General features: G+C 69.6%; 14 protein-coding genes and 1 pseudogene. 4 read left to right on the top strand and 11 right to left on the bottom strand.

Annotation, left to right across the window (positions count from 1 at the left end; all coding sequences use genetic code 11):
• The first annotated feature begins 14 nt into the window (after positions 1-14).
• A complete protein-coding gene (locus tag AB0E77_RS11300; RefSeq protein ID WP_361568732.1) occupies positions 15-1,214 on the top strand; it encodes a hypothetical protein in 1,200 nt (399 codons plus the stop codon).
• Between the two features lie 75 nt (positions 1,215-1,289).
• Here AB0E77_RS11300 and AB0E77_RS11305 read toward each other — a convergent pair whose 3' ends face one another.
• The 10 genes from AB0E77_RS11305 to AB0E77_RS11350 all read right to left on the bottom strand — a co-directional run bounded on the left by AB0E77_RS11305 (position 1,290) and on the right by AB0E77_RS11350 (position 12,808).
• Complete coding sequence (locus AB0E77_RS11305) at positions 1,290-2,438, bottom strand: aromatic ring-hydroxylating dioxygenase subunit alpha (protein WP_361568733.1); 1,149 nt, start codon at positions 2,436-2,438, stop codon at positions 1,290-1,292.
• Positions 2,438-3,121: a flavin reductase family protein gene (locus AB0E77_RS11310; RefSeq protein ID WP_361568734.1), complete on the bottom strand. Its 684-nt coding sequence runs from the start codon at positions 3,119-3,121 to the stop codon at positions 2,438-2,440. The genes AB0E77_RS11305 and AB0E77_RS11310 overlap by 1 nt, the downstream gene beginning before the upstream one ends.
• Positions 3,105-4,346 carry a DegT/DnrJ/EryC1/StrS family aminotransferase gene (locus AB0E77_RS11315; protein WP_361568735.1) on the bottom strand — a complete coding sequence of 414 codons (1,242 nt, stop codon included), beginning with the start codon at positions 4,344-4,346 and terminating at the stop codon, positions 3,105-3,107. Before AB0E77_RS11315 ends, AB0E77_RS11310 begins: the two co-directional genes overlap by 17 nt.
• 1 nt (position 4,347) lies before the next feature.
• Complete coding sequence (locus AB0E77_RS11320) at positions 4,348-6,081, bottom strand: adenosylcobalamin-dependent ribonucleoside-diphosphate reductase (protein ID WP_361568737.1); 1,734 nt, start codon at positions 6,079-6,081, stop codon at positions 4,348-4,350.
• On the bottom strand, positions 6,078-6,965 hold the full coding sequence (locus AB0E77_RS11325) for a hypothetical protein (protein ID WP_361568739.1): 888 nt from the start codon (positions 6,963-6,965) through the stop codon (positions 6,078-6,080). The genes AB0E77_RS11320 and AB0E77_RS11325 overlap by 4 nt, the downstream gene beginning before the upstream one ends.
• 67 nt (positions 6,966-7,032) lie before the next feature.
• Positions 7,033-8,043 (bottom strand): polyprenyl synthetase family protein, encoded by a 1,011-nt coding sequence (locus tag AB0E77_RS11330; protein ID WP_361568741.1) that lies wholly within the window; start codon positions 8,041-8,043, stop codon positions 7,033-7,035.
• A 66-nt stretch (positions 8,044-8,109) separates the two neighbouring features.
• Complete coding sequence (locus AB0E77_RS11335; protein WP_361568743.1) at positions 8,110-9,408, bottom strand: argininosuccinate synthase-related protein; 1,299 nt, start codon at positions 9,406-9,408, stop codon at positions 8,110-8,112.
• A complete protein-coding gene (locus AB0E77_RS11340) occupies positions 9,371-10,420 on the bottom strand; it encodes an amidinotransferase (RefSeq protein ID WP_361568745.1) in 1,050 nt (349 codons plus the stop codon). Before AB0E77_RS11340 ends, AB0E77_RS11335 begins: the two co-directional genes overlap by 38 nt.
• 187 nt (positions 10,421-10,607) lie before the next feature.
• On the bottom strand, positions 10,608-11,309 hold the full coding sequence (locus AB0E77_RS11345; RefSeq protein WP_361568746.1) for a YqcI/YcgG family protein: 702 nt from the start codon (positions 11,307-11,309) through the stop codon (positions 10,608-10,610).
• A 356-nt stretch (positions 11,310-11,665) separates the two neighbouring features.
• On the bottom strand, positions 11,666-12,808 hold the full coding sequence (locus tag AB0E77_RS11350; RefSeq protein ID WP_361568747.1) for a hypothetical protein: 1,143 nt from the start codon (positions 12,806-12,808) through the stop codon (positions 11,666-11,668).
• 359 nt (positions 12,809-13,167) lie between these two features.
• On the opposite strand from AB0E77_RS11350, the gene AB0E77_RS11355 reads away from it, so the two are divergent.
• Entirely contained in the window at positions 13,168-13,614 is a 447-nt protein-coding gene (locus AB0E77_RS11355; protein WP_361568748.1) for a hypothetical protein, read from the top strand.
• Between the two features lie 149 nt (positions 13,615-13,763).
• Here the strand turns inward: AB0E77_RS11355 and AB0E77_RS11360 are convergent, their stop codons facing one another.
• On the bottom strand, positions 13,764-14,012 hold the full coding sequence (locus tag AB0E77_RS11360; RefSeq protein WP_361568750.1) for a hypothetical protein: 249 nt from the start codon (positions 14,010-14,012) through the stop codon (positions 13,764-13,766).
• A 225-nt stretch (positions 14,013-14,237) separates the two neighbouring features.
• Here AB0E77_RS11360 and AB0E77_RS11365 point away from each other — a divergent pair.
• Together AB0E77_RS11365 and AB0E77_RS11370 are read left to right on the top strand one after the other, a co-directional pair.
• Positions 14,238-14,810: pseudogene (locus AB0E77_RS11365) on the top strand (alpha/beta hydrolase).
• 91 nt (positions 14,811-14,901) lie between these two features.
• The gene (locus AB0E77_RS11370) at positions 14,902-15,987 is read left to right on the top strand and encodes a hypothetical protein (RefSeq protein WP_361568752.1); all 1,086 of its coding nucleotides are present in this window, start codon (positions 14,902-14,904) and stop codon (positions 15,985-15,987) included.
• The last annotated feature ends 149 nt before the right edge of the window (positions 15,988-16,136 follow it).

Below are 16,136 nucleotides of genomic sequence, written 5' to 3' on the forward strand. Positions count from 1 at the left end.
TACCAGTGAGTTCCGTGAAGCGTTGGTTGCTGTTCGACGAGGTCGGCCCGGGCTTCAAGGGCCTGCAAGTCCCCGCGGAACGGCCGTTGGTGGCCGTGCGGCTGGCGGGGGCCGATCGGCCGATCGGCACGACCGAATGGCTGACCTACGACGAGGTGCTCGGCGACCGCCTGGCGGTGTGGGACCGAGCCACCGGCCTGGAACGCGAAGAGGTGTACGAGCCCGCCGAGGCCTTCCACACGCAGCTGCCCTTCGACCTCCGTCCGGGAGCACGCGACCTCGCCCGGGACTTCCCCGGGGCGACCGGGCGCGGACTCGTGCCCTCGCTGCTCGTGGCGGAACGGCACGACGGCGACACCGTCGAGCACGCGGTGTTCACCTGCTCCCGGATCCGGGAGTCCGGGATGCTGTTCTCCCGGATATGGGCCGGCACCCACCCGGCGGGCCGGCCGCTCCCTGAGGTGGTGGCCCGGGCCTGCGACGAGGGCGGCGCCCTGCACACGCGGTTCAGCGACGAGTCCGCGCAGTACCAGCAGTTCGAGAAGGGGGTCGAGATCGAGCTGAAGTTCACGCTCCTCGACGACCCCAGTCCGTGGGTCGTCGCCACCGACCTCGCCCGCGCCGTCCAGCGCAGGGAGCTCGACGGCTTCATCCCGGACCTGGGGACGGAACTGCAGCGCTGGACCTACGAGCAGGACACCTTCGAGATCCTCGGCCCCGCCGACAAGCTCGGCTACGTGGCCTTCATGCGCTACTACGACGGCACGTACATCGTGAAGTACAAGTTCTTCGAGCAGGACACCCTGCGCAGGATCGAGCGTTTCGACGAGGGTGTCGTCCTGCAGCCCGAGGAGTTCGCGGACTACGTCCGTTCGGCGGTCGAGGGCGCCGAGATCCGTGCCCTTCCGCACCTGACCCGCACCCGGTTCGACGTCAATGTCGAGTCCGCCCTGACGGGGCACTTCTTCGGCCTGGAGGTGGACGAGGTGCGGGCCGGCGGGCGGGTGCTGCGTCAGCTGGAGATCGAGTACCACAAGTCCCGCGCCTGCCACGGGGTCACCGAGGACACCATGGAACCCGAGCTGTTCCGGCTCGGCCGGGAGGCCGGCCGCCTGCTGGGGGAGTGGGGCGTACGGGCGGACCTCGGCTACCTGTCCAAACTGTCCTTCCTCAAGGGCGTCGCGGCCGACGCGTTGGCCACCGAGGCAGGCTGACGGCCCTCGGTCCTGACGGCGCTCACGACCCCTCGGGGCGTGGCGTCGTCAGGACACCCGTACGCCGCACCGGAGTCACACGGAGCCGCCGTCCCGTGCCAAGGCCCGGTTCATGCTGTCGCGGAAGTAGTGCAGCCCCACCTCGTTGCGCCCGAAGAGGAGTTCCTGCGGCGCCGACGTCAGACCCCGCTGGATCGCCTCGGCCGCCGCCACGTCCTCGGAGAGGACCTTGGTGAACAGGGCGATGTTCTGCCGCAGCGTGTCCGGCCTGAGCAGACCGTCCGGCCGGGCGATGTGGAGCACCCGGATGTCACTCGTCCCAGGGGTGAGCGGGTGGATCCGCAACGTCGTGACGTGACGCTTCTCCACGAAGACGAAGGTGCCCGGGAAGACGAAATACACCACGGTCGCATGCGGCCGCAGGACCCGTTCCCGCGGCGGAGCCTCCCGCAGTTCGCGGATCTCCCGCTTCGGTGCCACGATCCGGGTGTGTTCCCCGAGTCTGTCGAAGAGGGCCACCTCCGGGACGAACACGTACTTCTTCATGTCGGGGTGCAGACTGCGGAAGTGGTAGACCTCCAGGAAGCCCTCCACACCCAGCTTCCAGTTGAAGCGGCCCGTCAGGCGGTCCTCGCCCCAGATCGTGTCGTCCTCGAAGCCGTACCCGTCGAAGTCCTCGCCCAGTGGGTCCAGGTGCCCGGCGAACCCGTCCGGGTCACCGTCCGACGGGCCCACCCAGACGAACCCGTGCCGCTCCCACACCGGCACCGTGAACAGGTCGCGTCCCTTCAGCGCCGACGGCGAGAAACAGCGGTCCCGGTCCGGCACATGAGCGAGGCTCCCCTCGTCGTCGTAGCGCCAGGCGTGGGTGCGACAGCTGAACCCGTTGACCGCGGTGCCGTGTTCCGCCTCGACCAGGCGCGAACCCCGGTGCCGGCACACATTGAGGAAGGCCCGTACATCCCCCTTGCGGGTCCGTACGGCGAACACCGGCCGGCCGAGGACCTCGTCCGTACGGAAGTCACCCGCCTTGGCCAGCTGGGACGAGTGGGCCAGCAGCACAGGCCTTCGCAGGAAGACCGACCGCAGCTCCCGCTCCAGGGCCTCGGTGCCGAGGTAGTCGTCGGCCGGGACCGTCCGTTCCGTCTCCGCGGTGTCGGTGGTGCCCTTATCGATGTGCTCCAGGACACGGTCGACCAGGGTCCGTTGCGTGGTGGGCCGCATCAGTCCCGTGCCCCCAGACTCCGGTACTCGCGCATCTTCGCCTCGCGCTTGGCGGGGTCGTCGGTGAAGCGCTGCACCCCGAGATTGGCCCCGCGGCTCGCGTAGACACGGTTGAGGTAGACGAGGACCGGCATGTCCTCCAGCCGCACCTCGTCCTCACCCAGCCACGCGTTGTCCACCGAACACTCGGTCATCCGGCCGACGACGACCTGGTGGGACGGCGGTACGTCCAGACCGAGTTCGTGCCGGCCGAGATTCCCCACCAGGGTGCAGGCCATGGAGATGGGACAGCTCGGCAGGTACGGCAGGCCGCTCTCCGGAAGCCGGTCGACCGTGAGACCCGCCTTCTCGAGCTTCTCCGGTTCCCGGCGCCACGAGCGCGTCCCCGTGTAGTCGGCGGCCTCGAGACCGTCCTGAAGAGGAAGGTTCACCACGAACGAGCCCGTGCGCCGGATGTTCTTGTACGTCTGGCGGCGCGGCTTGATGCCCACGGCGAGGATGGGCGGGTCGAGGCAGACGACACCGACCGCCGACATCGCCGACACGTCGCACTCCCCGTCCTCGCTCTCGGTGCTCAGCAGGACGACGGGAGACGGCACGTAGAAGGCGTTGGGCGGGATCGAGGTTCGCCCGGGCCCCCGGTCCGGGGACTGTGCCCCCTGGGCCTCAGCGGAGGGTGTCACGGTGCTTCACCACCTTGAGGATTCCTTCGGCATACTGGTCGAGCAGGTCGTCGCACGGTTCGTGCAGATACGGGGCGGGGAAGCTCAGGCACGCCTCGTAGTACGCCTCGGCGCCGGGCAGTTCGCCCGCCCGGTAGACGGGCCGTTCGGTGCCGGGCCGGTAGTACGAGGGCTCCAGGCGGCGCGAGGTGAACATGTTCAGCCGGTGCAGCGGCCGGTTCGACGGCCGGTCCACCGACAGCCCCTCCGCCCGGAGCGCCTCGATGAACCGGTCCAGGGACAGACCGAGTTCGTCCGGCTCGTACAGCGCCTTGTAGCCGTACCAGCCACCGCGTGTGACGTCGTCCGCGGTGGTGGGCGGGCGCAGGCCCGGGACGCCGTCGAGCCGGCGGCTCAGCCCTTCAAGGACCTGTGTCTTGACCTCGATCCGTGCGTCGAGATCGCGGTACTGCTCGGTGCAGACGACGGCGGTCAGCGGACTGAGGTGGTAATTGGCCCCGTAGCCCACCGCGCTGTCCTCCGGAGGGAGGACCAGCTGGGCCCGTTCGTGGCAGTGGCCCGGCATGAGCGCGCGTTCGTACACCTCCCGCCGCGAGGTCAGCAGCACTCCTCCGGTGCCCCCGGAGACCATCTTGCGAGCGCCCAGGCTGAAGACGGCCGCGTCCGAGAAAGCGCCGACGCGCCTGCCCCGGTAGCGGGCGCCGTGGGCGTGGGAACCGTCCTCGACGACCCGCAGCCCATGGCGGGCAGCCAGCGCGGTCAGCCCGTCGAGGTCGACCGGATGCCCCCACATGTGGGTGACCACGACGGCCTTGGTCCGCCCGGTGATCCTGCTCTCCGCGTCGGCCAGGTCGATGTTCCCGGTGACCGGGTCCACGTCGCACAGGACGGGCACGGCGCTGAGCAGGAACAACGGGGCGACCGTGGCGTGGAAGCTGTAGCTCGGCACGAGGACCTCGTCACCGGGCTCGATGCCGACGGCGTAGAACGCCATGTGGAGCGCGGCGGTCCCGCTGGAGGCCCCCAGGACGTGTGGCACGTCGTGGTAGTCGGCCACCGTCCGCTCGAACTCGGCGATCGACGGTCCCAGCGCGTAGTCCGACAGGTCGGCGGCGTCGAGCAGGGCGTCGATCCGCTTCCGTGCCGGGCCGGACAGATGGGGCCACGGCGCGGGCAGCGGCGCGCTGACGGCGGGAGCACCGCCGTGAAGGGCCAGCTGAGTCATGTCACAGCTCTCCGGTGAGTCGCTTGCTCTGACGGGGTGGTTCCGGCTCCCTCGTGACGTGCGAGGCGGTGAGCAGATCACGGTCACGGGAGCCCTCGCGGTAGACGGACAGGCCCTTGCACCCCAGCCGCCACGCTTCGAGGAAGGCGTCGGACACGTCGTCGGCCCCGCAGGCCTGCGGCAGGTTGACGGTCTTGGACACCGCGTTGTCCGTGTACATCTGCCAGCGGGCCACGGTCCGTACATGCCACGTCGCGGGAATCTCGTGGGCGTAGCGGTACGGAGCCGTGACGTGCGCCGGGAGCGGGAGTTCGTCGACCGGTTTGTGCCGGAGCAGCTCCAGGGCCTCGCCGCGTTCCAGCCCGGCGTGCTGCTGGAGCTCGCCCACGAGATCCTCGTCGGCGTAGGAGACGCCGTCGGACCGGAGGACGTCCTTGTTCCACACGGGGGCGAACCGCGGCTCGATCCCGCTGGAGCAACCGGCGACCATCGAGATCGTCCCGGTCGGCGCGATGGTCGTGATGGCACAGTTGCGGGCCGGGGTGGGGCGCCCGCTGTGCGGCCAGTTGGGGTAGGCACCACGCTCCTGGGCCAGCGCCTCACTGGCCTGCCACGCGCTGTCCCGGATCACGCCGCCCAGGCGGTCGATCAGCCCCAGGGCGTCCTCGGAGTCGTAGCGGACGCCCAGCGCGATCAGCAGATCCGCGTAACCCATGACACCGAGGCCGAGGCGGCGGTTCGCCCGGGCCATCTCCGTGATCCGCGGCTCCGGGTAGCGGGAGGCGTCGATGGCGCTGTCGAGCAGGCGCACGGCGTCGCCGACGGTCTCCCGCAGCAGCTCCCAGTCGATGCCGCTCCGGTCCGGCAGCAGGAACGCGGCCAGGTTCAGCGACCCCAGATTGCTCGCCTCGTACGGGTAGAGCGTCTGCTCGCCGCACGGGTTGGTGGTGCGGATCGGCCCGAGATGGTCCAGCAGGGGATTGGCCCGGTTGATGGCGTCGACGAAGAGCACGCCGGGGTCACCGGTGCGCCAGGCGTTCTCGCAGACGCGCTGCCAGATCTCGGTGGCCGCGATCCGCCGGGCCTTCCGTCCGGGGACCGGGCCGACGAGCTCGATCTCCTCCCGCGCCTCCACCGCCCGCATGAACGCGTCGTCCATGGCCACGGAGATGTTGAAGTTGTGCAGCCGGCCGACGACCCGCTTGGCGTCGATGAACTCCATGATGTCCGGATGGCGCACGGACAGCGAGGCCAGGTTGGCCCCCCTCATCTTGCCGCCCTGGGCCACCACGTGGGTCTCGGCGTCGAACAGCCGCAGCCACGACACCGGACCGCTCGCCCCGCCGGCCTCGGCGGTGCTGATCGGCGCGCCCCGCTCCCGCAGAGGGGTCAGATCGAATCCGGTACCGCCCCCGCTGCGGTGGCAGCCGGCCGCGCTCTTGAGGGTGTCGAAGACGCTTCCGAAGTCGTCGCTGAGCGGCAGGACGAAGCACGAGGCCAGCTGACCCTGCCGGGTACCGCTGTTGTTCAGGATGCGGCCCGACGGCCAGAACCGGTTCTCCTCCATCAGGGCCCGGTAGCGCGCCGTCCAGCGCCGCACGGCCGCCTCATCGCCCCCGTACCGGCGCTCCACCTCGCCGAGCGCACCGGACACCCGGTGCAGGAGCTCCTCGGCGGATTCGACCTGCCGGCCCTCCCGGCGCGCCAGCTTCGCCGTCAGTACCTCGGAGTTCACGACACGTTCCCGACGGGAGGCTGGGGCGCGGAGGGGGAGGCGGCGCCGGCCAGCAGCGGGCGGACCTTCGCGTGGTCCAGCAGCACGCGGAGCCCTTCCGCCACCGTCTCGGACTGCGGCCGGCCGTCGACGTCCAGCACGTGCCAGCCCCAGTCCTTCGCCGCGGCACGGTATTCGGCCGCCAGCGCGCCCTGGAAGGACAGATAGGACTCCCGCCCGGGACGACCGGCGAACTCCAGGTCCTCACCGGCACCCAGGCGACCGTTCTGGGCCATGCGCCACTCGAACGACAGACGCGGATCGGCGTCCAGCAGAAAGCCCACGTCGGGCTGGAGGAAGCCGTCGGAGAAGATGCCCGTGACGTGTTCCGCCAGCGCGTGCAGCGACTCCGAGGCCACCTCACCGTCCGGCATCCGCTGAGCGAGCCGCAGACACTTGAGGACGTTCTTGAGGCCGAATCCGTCGTTCAGTGCCACACCGCCGCGGGCGACGACCGGCGCGGCCACGGCCGACTGGAGCAGACAGTGGCCGGCCAGCTCCACCAGGGCCGAGGTGATCACACCGGACTGCCGTGCCCGCCCCTGGGCCTCACCGATCCGGCGCGGCAGGTCCGAGGCGCCGAAGTCCGAGAAGAGCTGGGGCACCAGTTCGTCCACGGGGCGGCCGTCGATGGTGCGACCCGCGTAGAAGAGCCGCCAGCCCTCCACGCCGAGCTGCTCGATGCTCGTCCGGGGAAAGCCGGCCGGCAGGCTGCCCACCGCTCCGGCCCACGTGACGTCGACGACCTCCACACCGCGCGCGCTCAGTTCTTCACGGAACGCCCGGGCGAGGGTCGTCTTGCCCGCGCCGTCGATGCCCATCAATGCGAGAGATATCCCTGCCAACAGAGTCACCTGTGTCCACGAGTGAGAGTCAACTTCGATTCCGTCGGTGTGTGGTGTGCCACTGCGGTCACCGGGCGACGTCGTCCGGCAGCCCCATGGCCGCCAGCTGCCCGAAGTGGGCCCGTATGTCGTCGGGCAGGGCCAGGCCCTCCACGGCCGCCGTGGCCTGCGCGACCATGCGCCGGGCCAGGTCCTCCGTCCACTCCCGGCCGCCCGTGGCGACGATCAGCTCGGTCGCCCGCTCGACGTGCGCCTGCGACAGTTCGCCCGGCAGGGCGAAGATCTCCCGAAGCGCCGAGCCGTGGGCCTCGTCGTTGAGCGCGAGGGCGATCGGCAGGGTGCCCTTGCGGGCCTTGACGTCGAACCCGCGAGGCCGGCCACCCGTCTGATCGGGGGTACCCCAGATACCCAGCATGTCGTCACGGGCCTGGAACGCGACACCGAGGCACTGTCCGAACTCGGCCAGCGCGTCGACCGTCTTGTCCTCGGCGCCGACGAGGACGGCGCCGATGGAGGTGGCGCACCGCATGAGCGACGCGGTCTTCGACCGGGTCATCGTCATGGACTCCTCGACGGTGTAGTCGAAGCGTCGCTCGAACGTCATGTCCAGGGTCTGGCCCGCCAGCATCCGGGCCGATGTGTCCATGGTCAGGCTCAGCGCCTTGAGCCGCGTGGGCGAGTCGCTCTCCAGCAGCACCTGCTGGGCGAGTGTCAGCAGAGCGGTGCCGGCACAGATCGCCTGCCCCTCGCCGAACACCACCCACGCCGTCTCGCGTTGGCGCCGGAAGCGGTCACGGTCCATCACGTCGTCGATGAGGAAGGCCCAGTTGTTGAGGAACTCCACGGCCAGCGCACCGGACACGGCGCCTTGGAACTCGCCCCCGCCCGCCCGCGCCGACAGGAAGGCGAGTGCGGGCCGGACGGACTTGCTGCCGCGCCGCTGCACGGGCCGGCCGTCGGCGTCCCGCCAGCCCATGTGGTAGTCGATGACCTTCCTGATCTCCGGCGAGAGCCGGGAGAGGGCCTCGTCCATGGCGGGCGTCACGAGGGCCCGGACCTCGCCCAGGATCCCAGGCATATCCATTTCTTCCTCACCTCTGCGTCTTAGGGGAATCCCGGGAGAACGGGATGGATGACAACTGCTCTAGGACAAGCGGCTCAGCTCCGCCTCGATACAGGACCTCTCCCAGTCCTCGCGGTTCCTCGTGTACCGCGGGGTCGCCGCCGTGATCGACGTCGTGTCCGCACGGCCTGCCGAAAGGAGCCAGCGCACCGTTCCGGTGACGGGTGCGGAACACGACGCGAGAAATGCCTGACAGGCGCTGCGCAGCTCCCCGTACCAGCGCCCTTCCAGCGCCTCCCGCACCCACAGTTGCTCGATGTGCATCTTCTCGCGGATGAGCTCGGCCTCGAGAGCAGCGGTTTCCAGATGGCGGTGGGAACGCATCAGGATCCAGGCCGCGGGCGCCTCCCGGACCTCCAGTACTTTCACCCCGTCGGCCAGATGCTCCAGTCCGGTGTGACGCCCCAGGCCATGACGGCCGACCCGCTCGTTCAGGGTGGAGACGACGGACGTGAGCGGCATTTTCTCGCCGTCGACCCCCACGGGCACACCGGCCTGGAAAGCGATCTCGAGGTACTCGGATCCAGGCCGGCCGCGTTCGGCGGTCCATCGGTAGAGCTCCTCCGGCACCGCATGGGACTCGGGGTCGTCGAGAGAGCCGGACTCGAACTCCCGGCACCAGAGGTTGGAATCCCCGCTGAACATGCGCTCGGCCACGGCACCCACCCCCAGGTCCCTCAGCTCGAGCATCTTGCGCGCCCGGTCGACCGGATCGAGGTCGTACGGGCTCCCGTAGTGCCCCGTGAAGCCGAGCAGTTCGAGAGCGCCGTTGAGGCGACGCAGACTGTTCTGCGAACGGTTGGCGGTGTGCAGGATCGTCTTCGCGCCGACGGCCTGCGCGGTGTCGACGGCGATTCTGGCGATCAGCGGCCGGCTGAGCGACGAGCTGACCGGATGCGTGTCCAGATAGATCGCGTGCGCCCCGATGGCCGGAGCCACGAACTCGTCCGCGAAGACCGACCGCGCGTCGGCGATGTGCAGCCGGACCCCCAGCTGTTCCGCGATCGGACGCGCATCCGCGGCACCCTCGTCGCCGCCCAGATCCACGGTCAGCGCATGGACCTCGGTCGCACCCGCCTGCTTCAACCGGTGCAGCAGATAGGTGCTGTCCAGTCCGCCGCTGAAGAGCACCACCACCGGCTGACCGAGGTCCACGCTCGACTTCGTGACGTCCGAGAACGAGCGGACAAGTTGGTTCTTCCTCAATTCCGTAATCCTTGCTGGAGCAGAACAGACGTGCTTGACGTGCAGGAAGACGAACGGTCGGCCGGCCGACGGCAGATCACAGGTAGGACTGGAGGGGCCCCCTGCGTCGCACATCCAGCGTGGCGCAGTGGAAGGACCCGCCGAAGGAATTGAAATGCCGGAAGTCGCAGGGGATCGGTGTGAATCCGAATTCCTTCATGGCCTTGATCATCGGCTCGTCCTGGCGCTCGACGATCACTCGCTGCTCGTCCAGCATCAGGATGTTCATGTTGAGCCACTTGCTGGTCATGTACAGGGGGTGCGCGTCGGGTATGACGGGCTGCGGCGCGCGCAGCACGTCCCACCCCTTGAAGAGTTCCGGCACCTCGGTCACACGCTCGGGATGGATGAGCAGCTTCCCCGGGGCCAGCGGCACCAGCGTGGCGTCGATGTGCATGGGATGCCGGTCGTTGAACTCCAGGACGTGGATGCGGTACTCGTCGCCCAGGTGCCGCCTGAGCCACTCGATCCCGAAGTCGTTGGTCACATTGCTGCGCTGCGCGATGATGTCCCGCCCCAGACGGGTGAAGTCCGCGGCGTCGAAGGTCGGTTCGAACTCGGTCACCACCAGACGCGTCGGCCCGTCCTCGCCCGGGTCCACCCAGTCCTGGTCGAACTGGTCGTCCGTCAGCTCCGGCTTCGGCCCCGCGGTCCATCGGGCCCCGGAGCGGAAGTACTCCTTGAGCAGGGGGCGGTAGGCGAGGGACTCGTAGTACCGCGACCGCCAGGCCATCGGGCACTCGATGATCTCGTCGCCCACCACGAGCAGGGCGTCACGGGGCATGGCCGCGTACAGGCCCGTGCTGGCCCAGTGCGGGGTGCTGTACGTCCGGTTGTGCGGCACCGGGCTGGGGCGGCGCACGGTGACGCCCTCGCCCTCCAGGATCCGGACGAACTCGTCCAGTTCGCGACGCGCGGCCTCGACGAGGTGGGGCGGGAACGGGCGGCCCGCCTGCCGCCGGAAGGTCTCGTGCTGATTCGACGGCAGCACGGGCGGCAGGGACATGTGCCAGGTGGGGAAGTGGGCACCGTCCACGATGCCGACGATGACCTCCTCCAGCGGATCCCACTCGGTGTGAGAACTCACGGAGCCGGCGTACTGCGTGGGGGAATCCGGGTTCGGAGCATTGAGCGTCACTGATTCGCAATCCTTCCAAGGCTCTGGCACGGAGGAGGGTTCTCTGCTGACGTCGCAGCGAACAGGCGCGGCCGTGGCACGGTTGTGCCATGGCCGTGGGGCGCCCGCGGGACGCCCGGAAAGGGAAAATGCCCGCTCAGGGTCTGGTGCGGCTGCCGCCGGCCCCCGTGACGTCCATCGGCTGGTGGCCGTCCCCCAGGAAGAAGTGCAGCTCGTCGTGGTCGTCGGGGTCGCGGTGATCACCCAGGCTCGGGTGAGGGGTGACGGAATCGTAGACAGCGAGACGCTGACGTATTTCCCCCCGGCCCTTGGCGCTCCTGAAGGCGGGCTTGTCGAAAGAAGAACGGGCCTGGACCACGAGGGTGAAACACGGCCCCACATTGCGGCTGCGCCTCTTCTGGTGCCGAGGCGAACTGAAATTGACGAAAAGTTCGATGCGATTCAACCGCAGTCGCCAGTCCGCCTCTCCGGGCTCCGGAAATCCGTCGGCGTTCCCGTCCAGTTCGTTCTGCTCACCCACGGACCTTACGATCGCGCGGGCCAGTTCGAAGTCGTCCTCGAGAGTCGCGTCCGGCGACTGGGGGACGAAGATGACGCCTACGGCGTCCGGAGTGTCCGCGAAGCGGTCGCACAACTCTTTGAGCAGGGGGACGACGCACTCGGGGGCCTCGTCCTCGGCCAGCCCGAAAAAGATCTCATGCCGCAAGAAGGGGGCGGAGGAAAAGATACATGGAAACTCCGGATCGTCCACGATGGCGCCGAAGGTGTGGGCAAGTTCGAATATGCCGTCGGGAGCTGAAGCCTCTACCCCGCGAAGCTGCTCCAGGCTGTACAGCACTACTCCCCCTTGTATTCACCCTCTGTAAATGCTGCGGCATGGTCAACCCGCTACGTTCACGGTAGCCAACCAGTCAATTCTGAACACGTCAAGACTAAATAGTTCCGGGTTTGCATCCGATTGCGACTAATGAAATCGCTATGTCGGACTTTCTAGAGAAGAGAATGCCGAGGTGGAGATGGCCTGATACTGCGCTTCGCCCCGACTTCCGCAGTTCGTCTGGTTCAGAGAACCTCATGAGTCCCGACCCGCGATCACGACGCGACACGGGCCCGCGGCTGACGGCTTCGGAACACATGCCTGCTGGCCTGGGACAAGGGGAGTATTCACGCTCTCACAGGCCCCAGGCGTTCCGGTCAGGCCGGTCGGGGCCGCACGGCTGCCGGGGCAGGTGGTTGCGGGCGGGTGCGCAGTCGCAGGGTCAGGGCGCTTGCGCAACCGGCGAGGGCGCCGAAGACGAGCGCCGCGGAGACACCCGAGCCGATGGAGACGTAGTACAGCAACGGCCCGCCGGTGCTGCCCTGGTAGGAGAGCAACGAATTCCAGACGCCGCTCATCACGACTCCGAGAGTGGTGGCGGCCACGGCGCCGAGCACGCAGGCGGGGTAGGTCACGCGGTCGAGCAGCACGGGCAGCAGCCGCAGCCCCCACCAGACCAGCGCGAGCAGCGCGACGTCGCCGAGCCGGTACAGCAGCCAGCGCCCCGAACCGGAGCCGGAGGGCATCGTCCAGGCGCTCAACTGCACCCACTGCCGCAGCAGATCACCGGGCTCGGACAGCCGCCCTCCACCCCCGACGCCGGTCTGGATGTGGCCGGCGACCCGGTCGTTGGAGAGCACGACGAGGGCCAGGGCGACCACCAGCGTGCCCAGGGTCGCGGCGAGCCGTGCGGTGGCCGCGGACGGCATCGCGGCACGCGTCTGCGTCGTCGCCTCTCCCCGCAGCAGCGTCACGAGACCGGTGGCGGCCGCCGCGGCCACCAGGGCCGCGCCCACCGGGAGTTCACGGCCCTGGGCCATGGTGCTCGCCAGCCTGGGCAGCAGCCGGAAGGACGCCGAGCCGCCCGAGGCGACCATCCACGGCGCGGAGACGGTGACCGCGAGCACGGCCGCAGCGACACCCCACCCCCAGAGGGCCGCGGTGCAGGCCATGGCGCGTCGGACACCGCGGCCCGGGAGTCGGCGCAGCAGCGGCAGCGCGCCGCCCGCGAAGAGCAGCACGAGCGCGGCGTAGCGCACCCGCATGGCGGTCTCCCTCAGGTCCGCGTAGTCCGCGCCGTGACCGACCGCGCCGGAAGGCTCGCTGAACCGGGACGCGGACGGCAGGTCCGTCGACCACGGCATCGTCCACGCCACCAGGCGGTTCGCCTGGTCGGGGCCGAAGAACCGCGTGGCGCCGGGCAGACTGAGCGCGTGAGCGCTGGAGCCCGCCCACCAGAGCAGCCCGGCCATCAACAGCGCCCCGAACAGCGCGGGCCCCAGCACACGTCGATACGTCATCCTTGATCCCACTCGTTGCCCGCCCCCGCGGGATGGTCCTGAGCCGATCGGCGCAGGCATGAACACCGGCGACAGACATACCAGACACCGAAGACATGGTCACCTGCGGTCGCGGCAATTGAGTATGCGTACTCACATGGGAAAGCGCACGCCTGCTCAACTGACGGCGGGGGAGGGGACGAGGGCGCCAAGCGCAGGCCCGGGACACCCCGCCGCCGCGCTCACCGGTCATCCTCCGGCGGTACCCCGCAGGTTTACCCCGGCTCAACCACCGGTGTGACGACCGCGAGCGCGGCCGAACGCCAGCATGAGGGCTCACGTCAGAGCGCCCTGCGGGGCAGAAGAGAACGGGGAATCGCATGCGCATCGGACGCACCTCCACGATCTGCGGTGCCTTCGCGGCGACGGCGGCCATGGTGGTGGGCTTCGCCCCCCAGGCCTCGGCCGCGGGCCACTGGGAGGACCCGTGGAAGAGCTACGCCAGCTACCGGTACACGTCGTCCGACTGGAAGGGCGCCCGCAGCTACATCGAGATCTCCTGGAACTCCAGCGGCAATGCGTCGGTCTACGGCTACGCCCGCGACACCGCCGGCGACGGCTACGGCGCGCTGGCCCAGGTGATGTACGAGTACTGGAACGGGTCGCAGTGGGTCCCCACCCAGAGGACCCTGGCGAAGACGAGCGCCGGCAAGGGCACCGAGTCGTGGAACTACGGCAAGCACGCCACGGTCAAGGTCCGCAACGTCTGGCTGCGCTCCTGCCTGTGGAACTCCACCGGCACGATCTGCGAGGGCGGCGCGCACTGACACGCGGCCCGGGCGAACGGTCGCACACCGGGTGACGGCGCCGAGTACCACGCACGACGGGCCCGGCCTCGGCCTCCACCGGGCCGGGCCCGTCGCCGTCCTCCCCGGGGGCAGTCGTCCGCTCTTCACGGAGGGCACCGGAGCGCGGGTCATGCCCGGATGTGGGACAGGGTGTATTCGTTTCCGGCATCCGGGTCCCCGTAGAAGAAGGACAGCCGGGGCCTGGTATCGGTGAGGCGCCAGGTGCCGGTGCCCGACAGGCGCCAGCCGTCATCGAAGTCGAAGTCGGCTCCGTCCAGCTTCCGGAAGACGGCCCTACCGTCGCGGTGCAGGGCCACCTGCGTGCCCTCGGTGCATGTCCAGGTCCCCGAGATCTCCGCGACCGTCGCGTCGTGCACGCCCGACCCGAGTAGGACCCGTACGGGGTGCACACGCAGGCCATGCTCAGGGTGAACGCGACACCGCCCAGGACGACTCCCCGTCTGCCACGTCTTGCCTTCTCCACCGTCAGCTCCCTTCCGGCATACGTCCCCTGCGCAGTTCAAGGAGGCATGCGCTCCGCATAATCTGTGTCCGGCGCTCCCGTGACCGTCGGGAGCGACTGGGGAAACGGGCGGTGAGCAGTGGTCGCGTACGTCGTCATCCCGGGCATCGACGGCTCGGACGGGCAGCACTGGCAGAGCTTGTGGGAGCGGCAGTGGGGCGACTCGGCGGTGAGGATCTCTCCCGCCTCATGGGCCGCCCCGGACCTGGACGACTGGGTCGACGCCGTGCAGGAGGCGTACGACGCGGCTTCCCGGCAGGACAGCCACGTCGTGCTGGTCGCCCACAGCCTGGGCTGCTGGGCGGCGTCCACGTGGCTGAACCAGAACCCGTCGAGCCCCACCCTCGGCGCGTTCCTGGTCGCGCCGCCCGACCCGCAGGGTCCGGCGTTCCCACGCTAGGCGGCCGCGACGTTCACCGAGGTGTCGGCACGACCGTTGCCGTGCCCGGCCTTGGTGGTGGGCAGCTCCGACGACCCGTACTGCCGTCCCGAGGCGGCCGCCGGCTTCGCGGCGCGGTGGGAGGCGCGATGGCACGTGGCCGGCGCGTGCGGCCACATCAACTCCGCCAGTGGTCTGGGCTCGTGGCGGCAGGGCCGCGAACTCCTCTCCTCACTGACCCAGCAGCCACCGACCACCGCGCGGGACGTGTAGCCACCCGCCGTGACAGGCTGGGCACATCGCTGTGGCCGGGTGACGGCCCGCCCTGGGACTGATGACACCGGACAGACCTCGGACCTAAGGTATGCCGGTGATCTTCAAGAGAAAGCGGGAGGCCACGGGCCTCATCGCCGTCGTGTCCGAGCTGGAAGAGGCGGTCGCCGCCCGCGATGGCGACCGCACCGGGCGCGCCTTCACCGCCATGATGCACACCGTGCAGTCGGCCTCGGACGCTGAACGCGTTCTGGCAGGACCTCGGTTGGCAGCGTTGATTCCGGCGTTCCCGCCTACCGGGCCGCGCCCGATGCTGGCGATGGCGGCCGGATACTGCGTCGAGCGCGGGGCCGATCCCGTGGGCTGTGCCGAACCGATCCTCGGAGGAGTCCACCAGGATCTCCTCGAGGCCCTGGAGTTCACTCGCCGCTGGACCTCCACCCTCGGTGCCGAGAAGGAACTGCCCGAGCCGGACGAGAAGATCATCGACGACGAGCTGCTGGCCCGCCTCGGTGGCGACCGCTACGAGACCACGCGGTTGGCGCTGGCCTGGTGTTCGGTCGAGGAATGGCAGCCGCCCGCGCTGGCCGTGCTGTGCCGCAGCGCCGAGGTGCGCCGTCGGCACGCATCCGAGATCCTGCCCGCCTGCCGCGAGCTTGCGGCCCTGGAGCGGCACGACCTCAAATGCCTGGCCTATGCGCTGGCCGTCCTGGACGACGAACCGCTCGTGGTGCTGCACCGGCCGACCGGAACCGGGTTCGAGGTACGCATCGGCGGAATCGGGGACAACTTCCAGTTGCACACACTGCTCGCCCACGTCCTCGTCGGCGGCGGCCATGTGCCCGGAACCCCGCCGTCTGCGGAGAGCGTTCGCCTGGCCACCGACCCCGAGCCCGCACAGGGACGGACCCAGACCGTCGCGACCGGCACCTTCGAACTCCTCGCCGCCGACGGCACGCAGATCTGGAACGAAGGGCTGCCCGACGACATCCCCGTAGTGGAGGGACGCCGCCTCCTCGTGCTCGACGAGCCGATGTACCGGCGCAGCTGGAACGCCGACCGGTTCTTCCCGCATCTGCCGGGGACGGCCGAACTGACCCGCGTGCTGACCGAGGACGAGACGCGGACATGGTTCGCCCGCACAGCGCCCGGCAACGGAATCCTCCGGCCCTCCTGACCTGGAACGGCAATCCACCTGGTGCCGGGCACCGGCCGCGAGCGTTCGAGATACGCAATGCTGCGGCGATGGACAGAACGAGCGAGCGCAGCAGCAGGCAGAGGAGCCTGCGGGGCGCCGGCCTGCGGCTGCGCGTCCGCACGGTGCGA

The organism is Streptomyces sp. NPDC032940 (assembly GCF_040636935.1).
Classification (GTDB): domain Bacteria; phylum Actinomycetota; class Actinomycetes; order Streptomycetales; family Streptomycetaceae; genus Streptomyces.

Bases quoted from the DNA above. Each gene is read 5' to 3' on its own strand.
- AB0E77_RS11315 (WP_361568735.1), bottom strand. From the start codon at position 4,346: ATGACTCAGCTGGCCCTTCACGGCGGTGCTCCCGCCGTCAGCGCGCCG.
- AB0E77_RS11330 (WP_361568741.1), bottom strand. From the start codon at position 8,043: ATGCCTGGGATCCTGGGCGAGGTCCGGGCCCTCGTGACGCCCGCCATG.
- AB0E77_RS11350 (WP_361568747.1), bottom strand. From the start codon at position 12,808: ATGACGTATCGACGTGTGCTGGGGCCCGCGCTGTTCGGGGCGCTGTTG.
- AB0E77_RS11335 (WP_361568743.1), bottom strand. From the start codon at position 9,408: ATGTGCGACGCAGGGGGCCCCTCCAGTCCTACCTGTGATCTGCCGTCG.
- AB0E77_RS11355 (WP_361568748.1), top strand. From the start codon at position 13,168: ATGCGCATCGGACGCACCTCCACGATCTGCGGTGCCTTCGCGGCGACG.
- AB0E77_RS11370 (WP_361568752.1), top strand. From the start codon at position 14,902: ATGCCGGTGATCTTCAAGAGAAAGCGGGAGGCCACGGGCCTCATCGCC.
- AB0E77_RS11305 (WP_361568733.1), bottom strand. From the start codon at position 2,438: ATGCGGCCCACCACGCAACGGACCCTGGTCGACCGTGTCCTGGAGCAC.